The sequence below is a fragment of the Insulibacter thermoxylanivorax genome (assembly GCF_015472005.1).
Lineage (GTDB): Bacteria > Bacillota > Bacilli > Paenibacillales > DA-C8 > Insulibacter > Insulibacter thermoxylanivorax.
This window is the reverse complement of the sequence record NZ_BMAQ01000004.1, coordinates 96,368-113,358: the sequence shown is the minus strand read 5'-3', so window position 1 is coordinate 113,358 and position 16,991 is coordinate 96,368. Positions and strand designations below refer to the sequence as shown.

Below are 16,991 nucleotides of genomic sequence, written 5' to 3'. Positions count from 1 at the left end.
CGGTGCTTGAACAACTGAAAGAAGAAGTCTATGTAGCGAACTTGGAATTGCCCAAACACGGTTTGGTGAAGTTTACTTGGGGTAATGCCAGCGGCATCGACCGGGAGCGCGGTCTGTTCGTTATCAAGCCGAGCGGCGTCGACTATGACAAGCTAAAGCCAAGCGATATGGTCGTCGTCGATCTGGACGGCAACGTCGTCGAGGGGGACTTGAGACCGTCCTCCGATACCGCTACCCATGCGGTGCTGTACAAACATTTCCCGGAGATCGGCGGCATCGTCCATACCCACTCGACTTGGGCGACGATCTGGGCACAGGCCGGCTTGGATGTTCCCTGCATGGGAACAACGCATGCCGATACCTTCTATGGCACGATTCCCTGCGCCCGCTACTTAACCAAAGAGGAGATCGATCGCGGGTATGAGCATGAGACGGGCATGGTCATCGTCGAGACTTTCAAGGAGCGGGGGATCGATCCCATGGCGGTTCCAGCGGTCCTGCTTCATGGTCATGCGCCGTTCACCTGGGGCAAAGATGTGATGTCCGCCGTGGTGAACAGCGTCGTGTTGGAAGAGGTCTGCATGATGAATCTCTATACGCGTCAGTTGAACTCCTTCGCGAAGGAATTGCCGCAGGAGATCCTGGACAAACACTATCTCCGCAAACACGGCAAGGATGCTTACTACGGTCAGAATTAATGCAGCATCAGAAGCAATGCCACCATCTATAACAACTTATAGGGAAAGAGGTCGATAGCATGTCTCAACAACTCAAAAGAGAATTCTGGTTCGTCATAGGTTCTCAACATCTGTATGGGGAAGAAGCACTGGCGCAAGTCAAGGCCAATGCTCAGAAGATGACGGATGCGCTGAACAACAGCGGAGTGCTGCCATACCCCATCGTGTTGCAGGATCTGGCTGTCAGTGCAGAGAAGATCACAAGCATCATGAAAGAAGTGAACTACCGCGACGAAGTAGCAGGCGTGATCACCTGGATGCATACTTTCTCGCCGGCCAAGATGTGGATCCGCGGAACGCAGATTCTGCAGAAGCCGCTGCTGCACCTGGCTACGCAGTTCAATGAGAGCATCCCATGGGATACGATCGATATGGACTTCATGAACCTCAACCAAGCTGCGCACGGCGACCGCGAGTACGGTCATATCAATGCCCGTCTGAACAAACGCAACAAGATCGTCGTTGGCTACTGGCAGCGGCCGGAGGTTCAGATACAGATCGCCGAGTGGATGGATGTCGCTGTTGCTTATAACGAAAGCTTCAACATCAAGGTGGCGCGCTTCGGCGATAACATGAGAAGCGTTGCGGTTACCGAAGGGGATAAGGTTGAAGCTCAGATAAAATTCGGCTGGACCGTGGATTACTACGGGATCGGCGATCTGGTGCAGTACGTCAATGCGGTAACGGATAAGGAAATCGATGAGCTGATGGCGGAATATGCGGAGCTGTATGATTTTGACTACGGCAGCTACAGCAAGGAAGATTGGGAAGCCAGCGTGCGGATTCAAGCAAGCTATGAGATCGCCCTTAAGCGTTTCTTGGATGAGAGAGGGTACAATGCCTTCACTACGAACTTCGAGGATCTCCATGGCATGAGACAGCTTCCGGGTCTCGCTGTGCAGCGCTTGATGGCACAGGGCTACGGCTTCGCTGGAGAAGGGGATTGGAAGACAGCTGCCCTGAACCGCTTGCTTAAGGTGATGAGCCACAATCAGAGCACGGGCTTCATGGAGGACTACACCTATGAGCTGGCTGCTGGTCAGGAAGCGATCCTGCAATCCCATATGCTCGAAGTAGACCCGACCTTCGCCGGCAAGCGTCCGCGCATCTTCGTTGCACCGCTCGGCATCGGCGACCGCGAAGACCCGGCGCGTCTGGTCTTCGACGGCAAGGCAGGGGAGGGCGTCGTCGTATCGATGGCTGACTTCGGCACCCACTTCAAGCTGCTCGTCAATGAGATCTCGGCCTTCGAACCGACGGTTCCTGCTCCGAAGCTGCCGGTGGCGCGCGTGCTCTGGAAGGTGAAGCCGAACTTCCATGACGGCGTGAGAACTTGGATCGAGAACGGCGGCGGCCACCATACGGTAGCGTCGCTGAATCTGACGACGGATCAGATCGTCACTTTAGCGAAGATGTTTGATGTAGAGACTGTAGTGATTAAGTAACTCGAAAGAGCGAAACAAGACCGTTTCGATCGCGCTGTTGAAGTGCGAAGAAACGGTCTTTTTATATGCTATGCATGACACACGGCAAACAATTTATGGGAGATTAGTATACAGAAACGATACCCAAGCTCACCGATCCGTCATGAAATCATCCGGTGAGATGAATTTATTCCTCAAAATGATACAAATACACGTCTTCTAAGTTGGGTTTGACCTCTCTCATTTCCAGCTCGTCAGACAACGGTTCTTCATGAACGATTCTAACCCATATGCCATCGCGATCACTTGAAATATTACTAATTTTATAACGGGCTTGATATTGTGATAATTCGGTTTTATCTATACGTACTTCATGCACATGGCCTTCCATCTTCGATAGAATGTTCACAGGCTGATCTTTTAAGATCAATTTTCCCTCTTTCATCAGTAGAATTTCCTTAGAGATAAATTCGATATCCGACACAACATGTGTCGCAATTATAACAATTCTATTTAAAGCAATTGTTGATATAAAATTCCGAATACGAATCCGCTCTTTCGGATCAAGTCCTGCAGTCGGCTCATCCATGATTAACAGCTCTGGATCATTAAGCAGCGCCTGCGCAATCAATATGCGTTGTTTCATCCCTCCAGAATATGCGCCTAGTTTTGTATCGGCATCTTTAGTCAAATTGACGATCGATAATAATTCTTCTATTTTCGATTTTGCTTTACTCGTTGGCAATCCCTTAAGGGCAGCCATATACCATAAAAATCGCCGGCCGGTAAATTCGCGATAAATCCCCTGCTGCTGGGGCATGTACCCTAACACATCACGGTATGCGCGGCCCAGACGATGGATCGGCACCCCATTGTATAATATCTCACCCTCATCGGGCTTCATCTGATCCGTTACTAAATTCATTAAAGTTGTTTTACCTGCACCATTTGGACCTAATATACCATATATGCCGGGAGTTAGTTCTGCAGTAAACTGTTGAAGCGCTGCTTTACGTCCGCGCTGATAACGTTTAGTGACACCGTTAATCGATAGTTTCATGCTTAAACGACCCTCCATTCCGACCGATTGATCACCGACCAAGCCGCCCAAAAAGCCGCTGTGCCAATCACAAGCAGTGTGCCAAAGTATAAGCCAATCCCTGTTTCATAAGAGACTGAATGAAACTTGTCATACAACAAGAAGATAAAATTAAAACTATACTTGCTAATCATTGATAGTTCGAAATACTCAAGACTCAGCGGCAGAACCGTTAGTGATGTCGCCGCTATCAACATAAACATCTGTTTCCTCACTAAAACGGCACACATCAAAATGACATGAACGATCATGAGCACACCGCATATTTGAAGCAAATTCGTAATGATCACATAGGCTAATATACTGACTGGCCAATTGACGTGGCCTAATACTTCAATACTTTGAACGGGCAATTTCCAATCGATTGAAGGCAGGTGAACGATCACATTGAAGTATTTGGGAAATTGCATCAGCACGAACAAACCTATTGCGTATAAATAGGCTATGATGTACTTGATCGCAAACATCCGCCATCTGCCTTTGGAACTGCTCCAGATGATGCTCATGAATCCGTATTTCACATCTATGGGAAATAAAGGGGCTAGTCCGACAATCAATAAGATCAAATACGTGATGCCATCTCTAATCTGTTCCTGTTTTCTGTTAAATAAGGCATCGCTCGTCATTGTATTCACAAAACCGCCGGTGATTCCCTTATGCTCTTGTAACCGGATTAGATAATCACGTTGTTCAATGACATATTGGAACGCGCGCTGCCGGTTTAAATATCGTTCAATCTCATACTTTTCTTGATTATAGGTTAATAAGTCAATCTCTCCTGCATCCAAACTCGCTTTTAAATGGTTCAATTGATTTGGAAGTTCTGCAAATTGATCGAGTTCGTTCTGGATCAATTGAAGCTTATGGTCCGTTAATTTTCCATTTAAGATCGATATATAATGATTATAGGTGCCGGTTTCCACATCATATCGCCGTTCATCTTGCTCGATGTGTTGATACATATAGATGAAAGCGATAAGAAAAACGAAGATAGACTTGCCGACAATGAGCAGCTTAAACCATTCATGCATAATAAGTGAATTCGTCCGTTTATTATTCCATAACCAAGCTTTCCATCCAGCTATCCAGCGCCATGGAGCTGGTCTTGTGATCGTTCCAGATTGTCTTACAAAGAACCAAGCACTGACTGCCGGCAACACAATCGCTAAGATCCCCCAGCTGACAAAGGTTAATGTGTCTTTGCGAATGGGATAACCGAGTATGTTTAAGTTTCGATAATCCGAGATCAAATGAAAGAAATCATAAAAAGCAATTAGATTGATATATTTCAAAACGTTCATATAGGAGTTCGGATGAATAAGTACATAACATAGGAAGTTGGCTGCGATGAACAGGGTTAATACGATATATATTCTCGAAATGTGACCCAGCGAAACAAACAATGCGGTTATTAACCATGCCAATAAAACATTGACGATGATCTTCGCTGCCAAATAAAAGAGTAAATACTGACCTGCGGTGAGCGGTTCAACAGCATGATCGAAGGCGCTCATCGATTGGATATACCGCGAGAGATCGCCAAACCCATAGATTCGCCCGGCCAGAAACAGAATAGACCCATAATAAAGCAAAGATAGACCAATTGTGCAAATCGTGAGTACAGTAAACTTTGCTCCAAATGTGCGAAGCTTTCCATGACGAGCAGCGCGAATAAGAGGGACAAGCCCTTCCTCCTTTTCGACATAGAACAACACCGATGCAAGGAGTAAAAGGATAACAGCCATACAGAGATCTGTCGGCCTGAAATTCGATCCGGTAACCACACCCTCTTCCAACCCCAGTTGGAACGGCAACCCTCTGAGTGGTTTAAAATCCTCAACAGTTTTCACAATATTGCGATAAGAAAATGAGTGTTTGTCATTAAATATAGAAACCGACACCATATCCTTTGCCCGATCTTCCATAGTCATGATCTTCTCTTGGAAATGAAGGGCGTGTTCAAATTGAGATTTTAGCCGTTCATTAATAAAGGCATCTCGTCGGATCGCATCGGCATGATTGTAATACGGGCTCTCTAAGTATTGCTGGTATGTATCTTCTTGTTCCTTGATCAATTCTTCCATGAAAGATTGCCATACAGGATCATCAGAAAATACATCTGCTTGAACAAACTGTTGGAATAGATTCAGCTGCTCATATTGTGCGGATGTCAGTTGCCATCCTTCTTCAGGCGATATGCCTTCATATTTCTGTTCTTGCTGTTTATATGCTTGAAGATCCTGGATGAGTGTTTCGTTTGTTTTATATTGTTCATATACATAAAATACGCCATTAATCACTAATAGAAAGAAGGATAACAGCAACACAATCCGTTTTTTTGAAATTTTATAGAATTCGTAACCAATCAGCTTCATACAAGCGCCCCTTAGTCAAATGCAGGAAATCATCCTTGGGAAATCACTCCGTTCTCACAGTCTCCAGCAAAGGAATAAATGCAGCTTCTTGTGTTTCGAATTTTTGCTTGTCGATATAATAAAATCCGGACTTCGTATTGTCATCATAACTAACAAACATATAACGTTCATCACCTACATACACGTCGAGAAAGTTCGTCAAAGGGGTTAAATCGAGTGCGTGTATTTTCTTGCCATCTTTAAAAACCGCTAATTCATAAGGAACATCTTGAGGAAGAAGATCAGCGTAACCATCAACTGGACGAATATAGGTGTAATTCTGATCTTTAAGGAAATAATAAATAATCGGCGGATGTTGACTGATAGTTACTTCTTCTTGTATATCATCCCCTGCAAGATTAGAAGAATATTGAACAAGAGCTCTCGGATCAGTTGGATCGCCATAAAAGTAACTAAAATATATCCTTTGATCGGAGATCGTCGAATATGAACTGCTGCTGCCATCCCCGCGATCCCACAATGTTGCCACTTCTCCTGTGATCAAATCATATCTTTGCGTTACATATCCGCGCCTTCCAAAACCAACCCAATATACTTGATTGCCAAAAGGGGTCAGGGTCATAGGCGATATATCCTCGATTCCATCTGCTTCTCCGGAATAAATCAGTTCTTCTTCATTTGGTTTTTGAATACTCGAGCGAAAAATTTCCAACTTTTCTTCATTTTCCTTGCTAACACTTACGATAGCATAATAAATATAGCCGCGATGAATAGCGAGGGATTTTGGACGGATGGGAAACGTTTTGATTTCCTTTCTGTTTTTGCCATCTAAGTCGATTCGTGATAACTTCATATACCAACCAGCTTTAGAAATCTGGGGATCAAATAACGTCTCCGCTATGTATAAATGGGAGTTATAATATTGGATGAATTTTAAACCAGTCGCGCTTTGTTCAACATATGCATAACAGTTCTCACTATTCGGTTGATGATCACAACCATGATCAGGTCTATTGTCTAATATGACAGGTTGCATCGTATCTTTGTCCAAGTAATAAATCAAATTATCGTGAAGCAAGTAATATCCGTTTGGTGAACTTGCCACCTCCAGACCATATAAGCCGTCGCCATACATGTATGGAAAGTCCACCTCAGGATGATAGACATTGTCGTTTGGCAGCTCCTCGCGCTCACTGCAGCCTGTTATGAATATCGCAAATAATAGAGTTACCACGGCATATATAAGTCTTTTCATTATCTCATCCCTCTCTATAAACGAAATAGGTATGTATGGACGAAGTGCCTTAGTAAGAGGCTTCCCTCTTATCTAAGGCACTAAGTTCTTAGCATTACTTAAAGATTTGTTTCTGCTCCCCACTTATAATGCTCTGTGCCCCGGACGAAAAAAATGCTATGATCGCCTCTTGCAGAAAGAAACACTGCTGGGACGTATTCCGCTCGAGCAATCGCAGATGCAGATACCGTTCCAGAGGCTGAGGCTGTTACTGTTCGAGTTAAATTTATATCACCCCACAAGTAATTGTTGTGTTTTATGTGAATTCTGGATGTCATAACCCCTATTAAATGGGGGATATTCCCTAATATAGGATAATACTACATAAATATTTTGTCAAATGTTGATGCATTTTCTTTTTTATAATGTTATTTACATGAAACTTACAATTCGCATAAGATTACAACCAAATATTCTCTGCTTGCCACAATTGTTTATGAAACCTATCGTCGATTAGGGCGGAGGATCATTCATTTACCAATTCCGCTATCCGTATATGCTCTCTGAGACAACAGGATCTGCCATCTCACGCGCCAGCCGACTCACTCACCTGCCATCTTCACACACCAACTTCGAATCTGCTCGCCAGCATGTTCATACACACATGAAAATGGGCTGTCCTTACTCCTCAATCTTCACTAACATTCCTTGAAGCATCTCAACATCGAGATGAGGCGGAACTTCAAGATAAAAAGATCGAGAGAACAATCATCTTCCAACCTCCAATCGGCTCGTTAGGATGACGACAGATGTATAGAGGACGACCAAGGTGGCGATGATCTTGCAGCTATATACGAGGAGTGAGGTTTCCTCGGCATAGAATTGGAACATCATATATATTAATTCGAATTCACCGGAGATATTGAGCATGAGGAGGCTGATGAAAATTGCAGGAAGCACGATTATGAATAGTCTGACGAGTTGAATAAGCGTGCTCCATAGATAACCGATGGCCGATAATAAACTGACCGCCATGGTCGTCGCCCACATCCCAATGGCATACTCTTCTGCAGATAACACGACATCACCGGATAAGATGAGCGAACGATCAGTGGTTAAATAGATGATCAGCTTGAACAAAGAGCCTAAGAGCGGCACCGTGATGCCGGCATATAGACTTACCGTCAGCAAGAATGCGATATTGGACAGATGGCTGGTCAGGCGATTGGCCACGAAGAAAAAATCCGTGTCGCGCAGGGATTTGGGGTTGCCTGAACTCGGCCGATAGTATCCCGCGAGGATTCGCAGCAAAGTCGTCTTGCCCGCGCCGTTGCGTCCGATTAGACCGGTGATCGTATGTTCTTTGATGGTGAAGGACAGGTTATGCAGTGCGCGTTTTCTGTAATAGTACTTGCTTAATTGGTGACACTCGATCACATTCATGAGGTCCCATCCTTTCGCTCTGAGATGGCTTGTTTGATCATAGCGATCAAATCCTCCTCACTTACACCAAGATTAGCGGCTTCTCCCACGACGTCATAGATGAGCTGTCTTAAGGTGATCTCCTTCCTTTTGGCCTGGATCCTTGCTTGGGCATCTTCAGCGACAAACATGCCGAGTCCCCGTTTCTTGTACACTAGATTCTCTTCCAATAACAAGCTCAGCCCTTTAGCAGCGGTAGCAGGGTTGATGTTGAACATCTCTGCCAACTGATACTGTGAATAAATCCTCTCATGAGGTCTGATATTCCCGGACAGGATCTCGTTCTCCAGCCATTCTGCGATCTGGATGTAGAGCGGTTTGGTTGTATTCGAATGGAAAATCACCGTCAGACCTCCTAACCTCGGCATGATACCTTGATACCTAGTACATTACTGATGTAATGTACTATACACCGAAGGAATGGAAAAGTAAAGGGATAATACAAAAATATACCTTATATGGAATGGTGCGAGGCGAATAGAAATCCACTCCTTATGGAGTGGTTGGTTATTTATGTTTATGTTTCATGTGCGGGTTCTTCATAGGGAAGCGTTAAGCTCACTTCACCGCCGCCCGCAGCTTCCGAGTTGGCGATCAGCAGCTTGCCGCCGTGCAGATCTGCGACGAATTGCGTGATGTAGAGCCCCATGCCGTAATGACCGCTGGCCCCCCGCGAGGCATCGCCCATATAGAACGGCTCTGCAGCAAGGCGCAGGGCTTCCGGTGAGAAACCGGGCCCTTCATCGCGAATGCAGAAGCGAATGCTTCCCGGTATCTGCTCTGCTATGAAGGTCAGCTTGCCGCCATACGGAGAATGATCGACGGCATTGGCTATGACGTTCATCAAAGCTCGCTCCAACAGCCCAGGGTCCCCATATACGGTATCCGGCAGACCGCAGGTGATGACGTTGCAAGCAAGGGACTTGGTCACCGCTAAAGCGTTCATCTGATCTTCGATCTTCTGGATGAATGGGCAGATGGTGAAGTGTACAGGTTGATAGGAGGCGGCATGTTCGGCTTTGGTGATCTCGATTAATCGGTTGATATAGTCCTCCATCTTCCCGGCGCTTTCAGCGATATAGCGCACATATTCTTCCTGTTCAGCGGTGAGGTCCGTCTCCGCCAGGAGATCCGCATTGCCGCGGACGATGGTCAGCGGCGTCTTCACATCATGGGCCAGTGCCGACACCTGCTGCCGCCGGCTCCGCTCGAGCTTCCACTGCCGTTCAAGGGAGTTTCGCAGGGCGTTTCTCATCTGATCCATGGATTGCAAGACCTGATCGATCTCTGCAATCCCGCTGTATCGGATCGCAAACGCCAGATCCTGCTTTTGAATGTGCTTCGCGGCCTCTTGCAGTCCGCTTAGCTTAAGCGTCAGCTTGCGTCCGAAGGAGGAGGCAAGCAGTCCAACCCCGATCAGGAACGCGATGCAGAAGATGACGATGAAGCAGATCTCCGCATTGGGCAGCACTCTCTGCATGCCGGGATGGTTGAATTGCGCAGACAACGAATACCTAAGAATATAAACGTCCTGATCGTTCACGGCTTTGGCATAATTGTAAGGATAACGATAGATAAACTCCCTGTCTTCAAGCAGGTTCCATGCGGCAGCGGCTTGTTCGCTCGAGAGATTATGTTCCAGCAGCCGGCCGTCTAACGTGTACTTGGCGTAACGGAACAAGGCGTGCGGATCATCAAGCTCGGGCTGCTGCCCGGCTTGAATCTCCTCTCGGATCTGCATCACCTGCTGCTCGGCATAATTGGCCGGCAGGATCGCACCGATGGTCATTAAGCCGGAGAAGATCAGTACGATGGCCAGGACGAGGCCGATGGTTCCGGCACAGAAGACAGCAAGATACTTTAGAAAAAGCGTGCGAAGTTTTATGGTTTTCTGCCTTTTGCGGCGAAAGCTCATCTCCATCGGTATCCGATCCCCCATACGGTTTCAATCGGTGCAGCTCCCAGGCGCTTCAGTTTGGCGCGTATATTCTTAATATGTTCGACGATCGTGGTATAATCGCTGTTGCCGTCATAGCCGAAGACCGAATCATAGATCTGATCCTTGGAGAATACCTGCCCTCTGTTCATGGCTAGGAACTCACAGATGGCATATTCGCTCTTAGTCAGTGCGGCGATGTGATCCCCAACCATGAGTTCTTTGCCGGATAGATTAAAGGTAATCTCACCGAGGCAGAGAAGATTGCGCCGCTCCCGTTTCTCACGACGGAGATGAGCATGGACGCGGGCTCTAAGCTCACCGGCGCCGAAGGGCTTGATGATATAATCATCGGCACCCTCGCCTAAACCTGTCATGATATCCTGCTCCATGGATTTAGCTGTGAGAAACAGGATCGGACCATCCACCTTGCTGCGAATCTTGCGGCAGAGGGTGAAGCCATCTATCTCCGGCATCATCACGTCGAGCAAGATCAGATCATAGGCTCCCAGCTGAAGGTTCAACACCTCGGCTGGGGAGGAGATGGTCGTCACGAGATGGCCGTCCTTCTCGAGAATATTCTTGATCAGAGCCAGAACCGCAGGTTCATCATCGACAGCCAGCAGATTAGCCAAGAACATCACTTCCTTAATATTGCGTGCTATTAACGAAGAGACTGTTGCTCGTGTTATCCATGGGATAATCTGCCTTCCCAGCGGCAGAACCACCACCCTAATAATAGCATGCTTAAGAGGGTTCCGGCTGTGCTGAGCAGGATCCCCTGCTTGAACAGCAGTTCCGCAGGGAGGGGATGCTCTGAGATCCCAGCTTGCATCCAGAGGGTGATAAAGCGCGGAGCCCATGCGCAGGGAACATAGATCCATAAGCGATCTCCCAAACCGGTGAGGAGGAGGGCAGCGAGGAGGCTCTCCATGACTCCCAGTCCGATCGAGGCGCCGCTGCCGAATCTTAATCCAACATAAAGATGCAGCGCATAGAGAATCACCGTACTTGCAAAGAGGATGCAGGCAGCTTTCAGGTAAAACCCCAATTCAAAGGGGGATTGTCGCAGCCAATAGAGGAAGCCGCTTCCGAATCCCGCAGAGGCCAATACTGAGCTGCCGACACCTAAGCCCAGAAGAAGGGTCAACTTGCCTGCTAGAGGGACAAGCCGGCTTGGCTGGGTCAGCAGCTGCTGATACTGTCCGGCAGCTGCTTCTTGATCGGCAGCGATGGCGCAGACGATCCCGATCATCACAGGATAAGCGGCTGCCAGGACCTGCATATAGGCTAAGGCTTTAGAAACAGGTGAATAGGGTGTGAAGGCATAAAAGGCTAGGAAGATCCCTGCACCCGCTGACGGGACCAGCAGATGGATCAGCGGCAGCGGTTGTCTTCTGAGTTTGATCGTCTCTGCCAAGATACAGTGCAAGTAGGATCGCATGGCTTATAAAACCTCCCGGCGGCGAAAAGGCAGCATCGTCAGCAGACTCAGGATGACGAACAAGCCCAAGGTGATCAGCACGCCCGGCAAGATGACGCCTTTATCCAGCAACACATCTCCCTCGGGAACAGGCAAGCCGTTCGGCAGTACGCCGATCGCTGCGCACATCAGCCTTGCGGGGATCGCATAGGGAACGGTCCACCAGAGCGGCGTGTCTGCCAATAAGACGCTGCTTGCGATGTTGCCTGGCAGATTGAGGATGAAGGCAGCGATCATGCCGAGCCGATCGGTCAAGAAAAGGCAGAGGGGAATCTGCCAGAGATAAGACAAGTAGAGCAGTAAACTGCCCAGGGCATGCTCAGACCATGTCAGCGAGGCAGAGAATAAGACGCCGCCGATCCCGACGCCGATGAACAGGATGATGGTGGTAAGCAGGTACAGGATCATTGCGGCACCGATCTTGCCATACCAGACTTTCTCCAGCTGAATAGGCAGCCCGAGGATGGCGCGATAGTTTAATTTCCTCTTATCCCTCATCATGATTCCCGCGCAGATCAGCGTCAAAGCCCCCGGCAGCATGAGAATATACCACCAGTTGTAGGTTCCCGTTTGGAAATATTGGCCGCCCATAAGCGCGAAACTCATGAACATCGTGAGAAGCGGGGCGAGCCAGAACAATTGCTTCGTGAACGTTCTGCGTATTTTCAGATATTCCGCACGAATATAGACCAGCATCCTAGTTCCCTCCCTTCCGATGCTTGCTGATGATCTGCATGAACAAGGATTCCAAGTCCCCATCCGGGGTAACCGGCCCCTGATAGGCCAGCACGCCGCCGGCGATGATGCCGATATGATCAGCGATTTGTTCCACTTCACTTAAGATGTGGCTGGAGAGGATCACAGTGATTCCCTGCTTCGGAAACGAACGAATGAGCTCCCGCTGCTCCTGAATGCCGATCGGATCCAGGCCGTTGGCCGGCTCATCGAGGATCAGCAGTTTGGGCTGGTGGAGCAATGCAAGGGCGATCCCGAGCCTCTGCTTCATGCCCATGGAGAATTGGCCGGCACGTTTGTTCCCGGTATGTGCCAAGTCCACGATGTGCAGCACCTCATCGATCCGAGTGTCCGGCAGGCCGAGGAGGGTTGCTCTCACTTTCAGATTCTCCCGCGCGGTTAAGTTTTCATATAACGGCGGCGACTCGATTAAGGCGCCGATTCTTGCCAGATCCCTGCGTGACCAGGGTCTGCCCTCGAACAAGATCTCGCCGGAGGAGGGCCGCAGCATGCCGGTGAGCATCTTCAGCGTTGTTGATTTGCCCGCCCCGTTGGGACCGAGCAGTCCATAGACTGCGTGCTTAGGAATGGAAAGAGAAACATCTTGGACAGCTCGCTGTCCCTTGAATGATTTACATAGGTTTCTCGTTTGCAAGATCATTTCCATCGGTCTTCACCCTTTATCGCAGTGTTATCTTTCTCGCTGTCATCTACTTTACGAGGCAATTCTAAGAATTTTATAAGGATCATCGTAATGATGCTGGATTTTGGTATAATGCACCTAAGTGTCGTAAGAAACCATTTGGGGGAAGCGCGATGAGGAGCAGGAAGGGCGTTTATGTTGCCTCAGGAAGTATATTCGGAGGGCTCATTCTAACGGGAGTGTTGGCAGTTGGCCTCGTGTGGTTTGCCTGTTATCGAACAAGTTCAAGACGATTGCAAGAATAGGAGTAAAGTAATAAGAAGCCCTGGCTCTTTAGTAGAGGGAATCCGGGATTTTTCTAGTATTTAATCCAAAATTACTACAATAACATTAACTTATCAAAGAATGTTCTTTAATTCCTACGGTGATGTTTGAATGGAAATCATGCTAACTTTGAATATGGAGCAAAAGCTTCAAGTATTGTAACCGCTTTCTCCAGTAAATGGATATTATTAACGAGGGGGAATGCTAGGAATGAGTCGAGCGTTCAGACGAATCATCTCCGTATTGCTGGCAGCATTGCTGATCCCGGCAGGGTGGTTGACGCCCTTAGCAGCTGAAATGTCAGAATCATCTGACGATATGGTGATCTACCATGAAACCTTTGAAGATGGGTTGGGAGCAGTTATTCCTGCCGGAAGCGCTAAACTTGAAGCCGTTTCTGACCTGTTCTTCGATGGCAATGAAGACGGCAAAGCGGTTCGTGTTTATGACAGGGTGAATAACTGGGACGGCGTCGATATTCCGTTCAGCGAAGTCGGCATGGTAAACGGAGCGACTTATACGATTCAAGTCGTCGGCTATGTCGCTGAAGATGTCGATGTTCCGGAAGGTGCCAAAGCTTTGCTCCAGAATGTACAGAGCTACAGCGGCCTCTATGTTGAAGCGAATTATGAAGCGGGGAAACCCTTCACGCTTACAGGCACTTATACGGTAGATACAAGCAAAGATTTTGCCGTGAGAGTGCAATCTAATGATGCGGGCAAGGAAGTTCCCTTCTATATCGGGGAGATTCTGATCACGGGCAAGGAAGCGTCTGTTGAAGAACCCGATGATGACAGACCGCCTGCATTGCCTTTTACGACGATTGATTTTGAAGATGGAACGACACAAGGTTTTGAGGGACGTGCAGGTACGGAGATCTTGACGGTCACCGACGAAGCGAACAGCACGGAGGGCGGCAAGTACGCTCTGAAGGTTGAAGGCAGAACCGTAGAATGGCATGGTCCGTCGCTGCGCGTGGAGCAATATATCGACAAGGGCCATGAGTATCGCATCTCCGTGATGGTCAAATTGATCTCGCCGGAAACTGCGCAGATCCAACTGTCGACGCAGATCGGCTCGGGGGATGGAGCAAGCTATAACAATATCGAGGGCAAGACCATCAGCGTCGAAGACGGATGGGTCAGGCTTGAAGGGACCTACCGTTACAGCAGCGTCGGCAACGAGTATGTAACTGTCTATGTAGAGAGCTCGAACAATGCAACAGCTTCCTTCTACATCGATGACATTACCTTCGAACCGACGGGAGCTGGTCCAACGGATATCCAGCGCGATCTTCCATCGATTAAAGAAGTGTATAAGGACTACTTCCTGATCGGTAACGTTGTTTCGACGAAGGATCTGGAAGGTGTTCGCCTTGAACTTATTCAAATGCATCATAATCTGGTGACCGCAGAAAATGCGATGAAGCCGGCATATGCATACAATGAAGAGGGGGAATTTGACTTTACGGCGGAAGATGAACTGGTGCAAATGGTTGAAGATGCCGGTCTATTGCTGCACGGCCATGTGCTCGTATGGCATCAGCAGTCCAATGAGCTGCTGCATTCGGATGAGAACGGCAATCCGCTCAGCCGCGAGGAAGCACTGGCGAATCTGCGGAAACACGTGAAAACCGTCGTTGAGCATTTCGGCGACAGAGTGATTTCTTGGGACGTTGTCAATGAGGCGATGAGTGATAACCCGCCGAACCCGGAAGATTGGAGAGCATCGCTGCGGAACTCAGGATGGCTGCAAGCGATTGGTCCTGACTTTATCGAGGAAGCTTTCCGGGCTGCAAGAGAAGTAATCGATGAGAACGGCTGGGATATCAAGCTCTACTACAACGATTACAACGATGATAACCAGAACAAAGCCGAAGCGATCTATCAGATGGTGAAGGAGATCAACGAGCGCTATGCCGCTGAGAATGACGGCAGACTCCTCATCGATGGGATCGGTATGCAGGGGCACTACAACTTGAATACGAACCCAGCGAACGTAAGACGTTCCCTAGAGAAGTTCATCTCTTTAGGAGTAGAAGTGGGAGTTACTGAGCTGGACATCATGGCAGGGGAGAACCATGAGTTGACAGAGAAACAAGCGATGCAGCAAGCCTATCTATATGCTCAGTTATTCCAGCTGTACAAGGAGTATGCAGATCACATCTCCCGAATAACTTTCTGGGGACTTGATGATGGCGCAAGCTGGCGAGCAGCGAACAGCCCGACACTCTTCGACAGCGACCTGCAGGCGAAGCCGGCATACTATGCAGTCATCGATCCGGAAGGATTCATCGCAAGCTATGATCCTGAAGTACAAGCAGCGCGTCAAGGTCAAGGCGTGTACGGTACACCTGTGATCGACGGGGAGATCGATGACGTATGGAGCCATGCACCGAATCTGCCGTTAGACCGCTATCAGACCGCATGGCATGGCGCTAACGGTACAGCGAAGGTGCTGTGGGATGAAGAGAATCTGTATGTCTTAGTACAAGTTACGGATTCGGAGCTCGATAAGAGCAGTGCGAATGAGTGGGAGCAAGACTCCGTCGAAATCTTCTTGGATGAGCGGAATACGAAGGAGACCTTCTACGTAGACGGTGTTGGTCAATACCGCGTCAACTTTGACAATGAAACGTCCTTCAACCCGGCAGGGATCGAGGAAGGCTTCGAGTCGGCGACGAAGGTGTCCGGCACAAGTTATACCGTGGAAGTGAAGATTCCGTTCACAGAGATTACGCCTAAGGCGGGAGTTCAGATCGGCTTCGACGTTCAGATCAATGACGGTAAGGAAGGCGCACGTCAGAGCGTGGCGATCTGGAACGACCTCTCCGGTCAGGGCTATCAAGATCCGTCCGTCTTCGGTGTATTGACTCTGGTTGATGAGGCGACTTATGTATTCGAGGATATCGCACATGTGCCGTGGGCTGAAGAAGCGATCACAGCGCTGGCAGCACAAGATGTCATTCGCGGTGTAGGTGAGAACCGCTTCGCACCTGACAATAAGATTACAAGAGCGGACTTCGTCGCTCTATTGGTCAGGGCACTGGAGCTGCAAGCGTCGGATGAGGATGTGACGATGTTCGCAGACGTGCCGGCATCAGCCTACTACTATGATGAACTGCGCATTGCCAAGCAGCTGGGCATCGCAACAGGAGCCGCAGACGGTACCTTCAAACCGACTGCACCGATCACCCGTCAAGATATGATGGTGCTGACGGTTCGTGCGCTTGAAGCAGCAGGAAGATCCCTGGCAACAGACGGTTCGCTCGCCGCATATGCTGACGCAGACCTTGTGGCGGTCTACGCTAAGGACAGCGTCGCAGCGCTGGTAGAAGCCGGCGTGATCGTCGGCAAAGGCGGAGACAGAATCGCACCGCATGATAATCTGACACGTGCAGAGGCAGCAGTGATTCTGTATCGGATCTGGCAAGAGTAACATTAAAGCGTTGTGATGATGCGATAAGCATCTTCGCCATACAACCTTCCCTATGTGGTAATCATAGTGTGTCCGATCCTC

Annotated in this window: 13 protein-coding genes; 3 read left to right on the top strand and 10 right to left on the bottom strand. The window is 48.5% G+C overall.

The genetic code is table 11. The annotated features are described in order from the left end of the window. Nucleotides 1-2: 2 nt before the first annotated feature. Nucleotides 3-698, top strand: a complete 696-nt coding sequence (locus PRECH8_RS02915; RefSeq protein ID WP_200965580.1) for an L-ribulose-5-phosphate 4-epimerase — start codon at nucleotides 3-5, stop codon at nucleotides 696-698. A gap of 59 nt (nucleotides 699-757) precedes the next feature. After that, the gene (araA, locus tag PRECH8_RS02910; RefSeq protein WP_200965579.1) at nucleotides 758-2,182 is read left to right on the top strand and encodes an L-arabinose isomerase; all 1,425 of its coding nucleotides are present in this window, start codon (nucleotides 758-760) and stop codon (nucleotides 2,180-2,182) included. A 166-nt stretch (nucleotides 2,183-2,348) separates the two neighbouring features. Here the strand turns inward: araA and PRECH8_RS02905 are convergent, their stop codons facing one another. The 10 genes from PRECH8_RS02905 to PRECH8_RS02860 form a co-directional block, all read right to left on the bottom strand. After that, nucleotides 2,349-3,221: an ATP-binding cassette domain-containing protein gene (locus PRECH8_RS02905; protein WP_200965578.1), complete on the bottom strand. Its 873-nt coding sequence runs from the start codon at nucleotides 3,219-3,221 to the stop codon at nucleotides 2,349-2,351. Between the two features lie 2 nt (nucleotides 3,222-3,223). Next, nucleotides 3,224-5,635, bottom strand: coding sequence for a hypothetical protein (locus PRECH8_RS02900; protein WP_200965577.1), 2,412 nt, complete (start codon nucleotides 5,633-5,635; stop codon nucleotides 3,224-3,226). A gap of 43 nt (nucleotides 5,636-5,678) precedes the next feature. Next, nucleotides 5,679-6,890 carry a hypothetical protein gene (locus PRECH8_RS02895; protein WP_200965576.1) on the bottom strand — a complete coding sequence of 404 codons (1,212 nt, stop codon included), beginning with the start codon at nucleotides 6,888-6,890 and terminating at the stop codon, nucleotides 5,679-5,681. A 747-nt stretch (nucleotides 6,891-7,637) separates the two neighbouring features. Further along, the gene (locus PRECH8_RS02890; protein WP_200965575.1) at nucleotides 7,638-8,312 is read right to left on the bottom strand and encodes an ATP-binding cassette domain-containing protein; all 675 of its coding nucleotides are present in this window, start codon (nucleotides 8,310-8,312) and stop codon (nucleotides 7,638-7,640) included. Further along, on the bottom strand, nucleotides 8,309-8,719 hold the full coding sequence (locus tag PRECH8_RS02885) for a GntR family transcriptional regulator (protein WP_371871170.1): 411 nt from the start codon (nucleotides 8,717-8,719) through the stop codon (nucleotides 8,309-8,311). The genes PRECH8_RS02890 and PRECH8_RS02885 overlap by 4 nt, the downstream gene beginning before the upstream one ends. 149 nt (nucleotides 8,720-8,868) lie before the next feature. Continuing rightward, on the bottom strand, nucleotides 8,869-10,290 hold the full coding sequence (locus PRECH8_RS02880) for a HAMP domain-containing sensor histidine kinase (protein WP_242457404.1): 1,422 nt from the start codon (nucleotides 10,288-10,290) through the stop codon (nucleotides 8,869-8,871). Then, complete coding sequence (locus PRECH8_RS02875; RefSeq protein WP_200965574.1) at nucleotides 10,263-10,922, bottom strand: response regulator transcription factor; 660 nt, start codon at nucleotides 10,920-10,922, stop codon at nucleotides 10,263-10,265. Before PRECH8_RS02875 ends, PRECH8_RS02880 begins: the two co-directional genes overlap by 28 nt. Before the next feature lie 53 nt (nucleotides 10,923-10,975). Continuing rightward, nucleotides 10,976-11,731: a lantibiotic immunity ABC transporter MutG family permease subunit gene (locus tag PRECH8_RS02870; RefSeq protein WP_200965573.1), complete on the bottom strand. Its 756-nt coding sequence runs from the start codon at nucleotides 11,729-11,731 to the stop codon at nucleotides 10,976-10,978. Nucleotides 11,732-11,734: 3 nt separating this feature from the next. Then, a complete protein-coding gene (locus tag PRECH8_RS02865; protein WP_200965572.1) occupies nucleotides 11,735-12,466 on the bottom strand; it encodes a lantibiotic immunity ABC transporter MutE/EpiE family permease subunit in 732 nt (243 codons plus the stop codon). A gap of 1 nt (nucleotide 12,467) precedes the next feature. After that, nucleotides 12,468-13,172 carry a lantibiotic protection ABC transporter ATP-binding protein gene (locus PRECH8_RS02860; RefSeq protein ID WP_200965571.1) on the bottom strand — a complete coding sequence of 235 codons (705 nt, stop codon included), beginning with the start codon at nucleotides 13,170-13,172 and terminating at the stop codon, nucleotides 12,468-12,470. A gap of 510 nt (nucleotides 13,173-13,682) precedes the next feature. Between PRECH8_RS02860 and PRECH8_RS02855 the strand changes: the two genes are divergently transcribed. Next, nucleotides 13,683-16,910 carry an endo-1,4-beta-xylanase gene (locus PRECH8_RS02855; protein WP_200965570.1) on the top strand — a complete coding sequence of 1,076 codons (3,228 nt, stop codon included), beginning with the start codon at nucleotides 13,683-13,685 and terminating at the stop codon, nucleotides 16,908-16,910. Nucleotides 16,911-16,991: the final 81 nt, after the last annotated feature.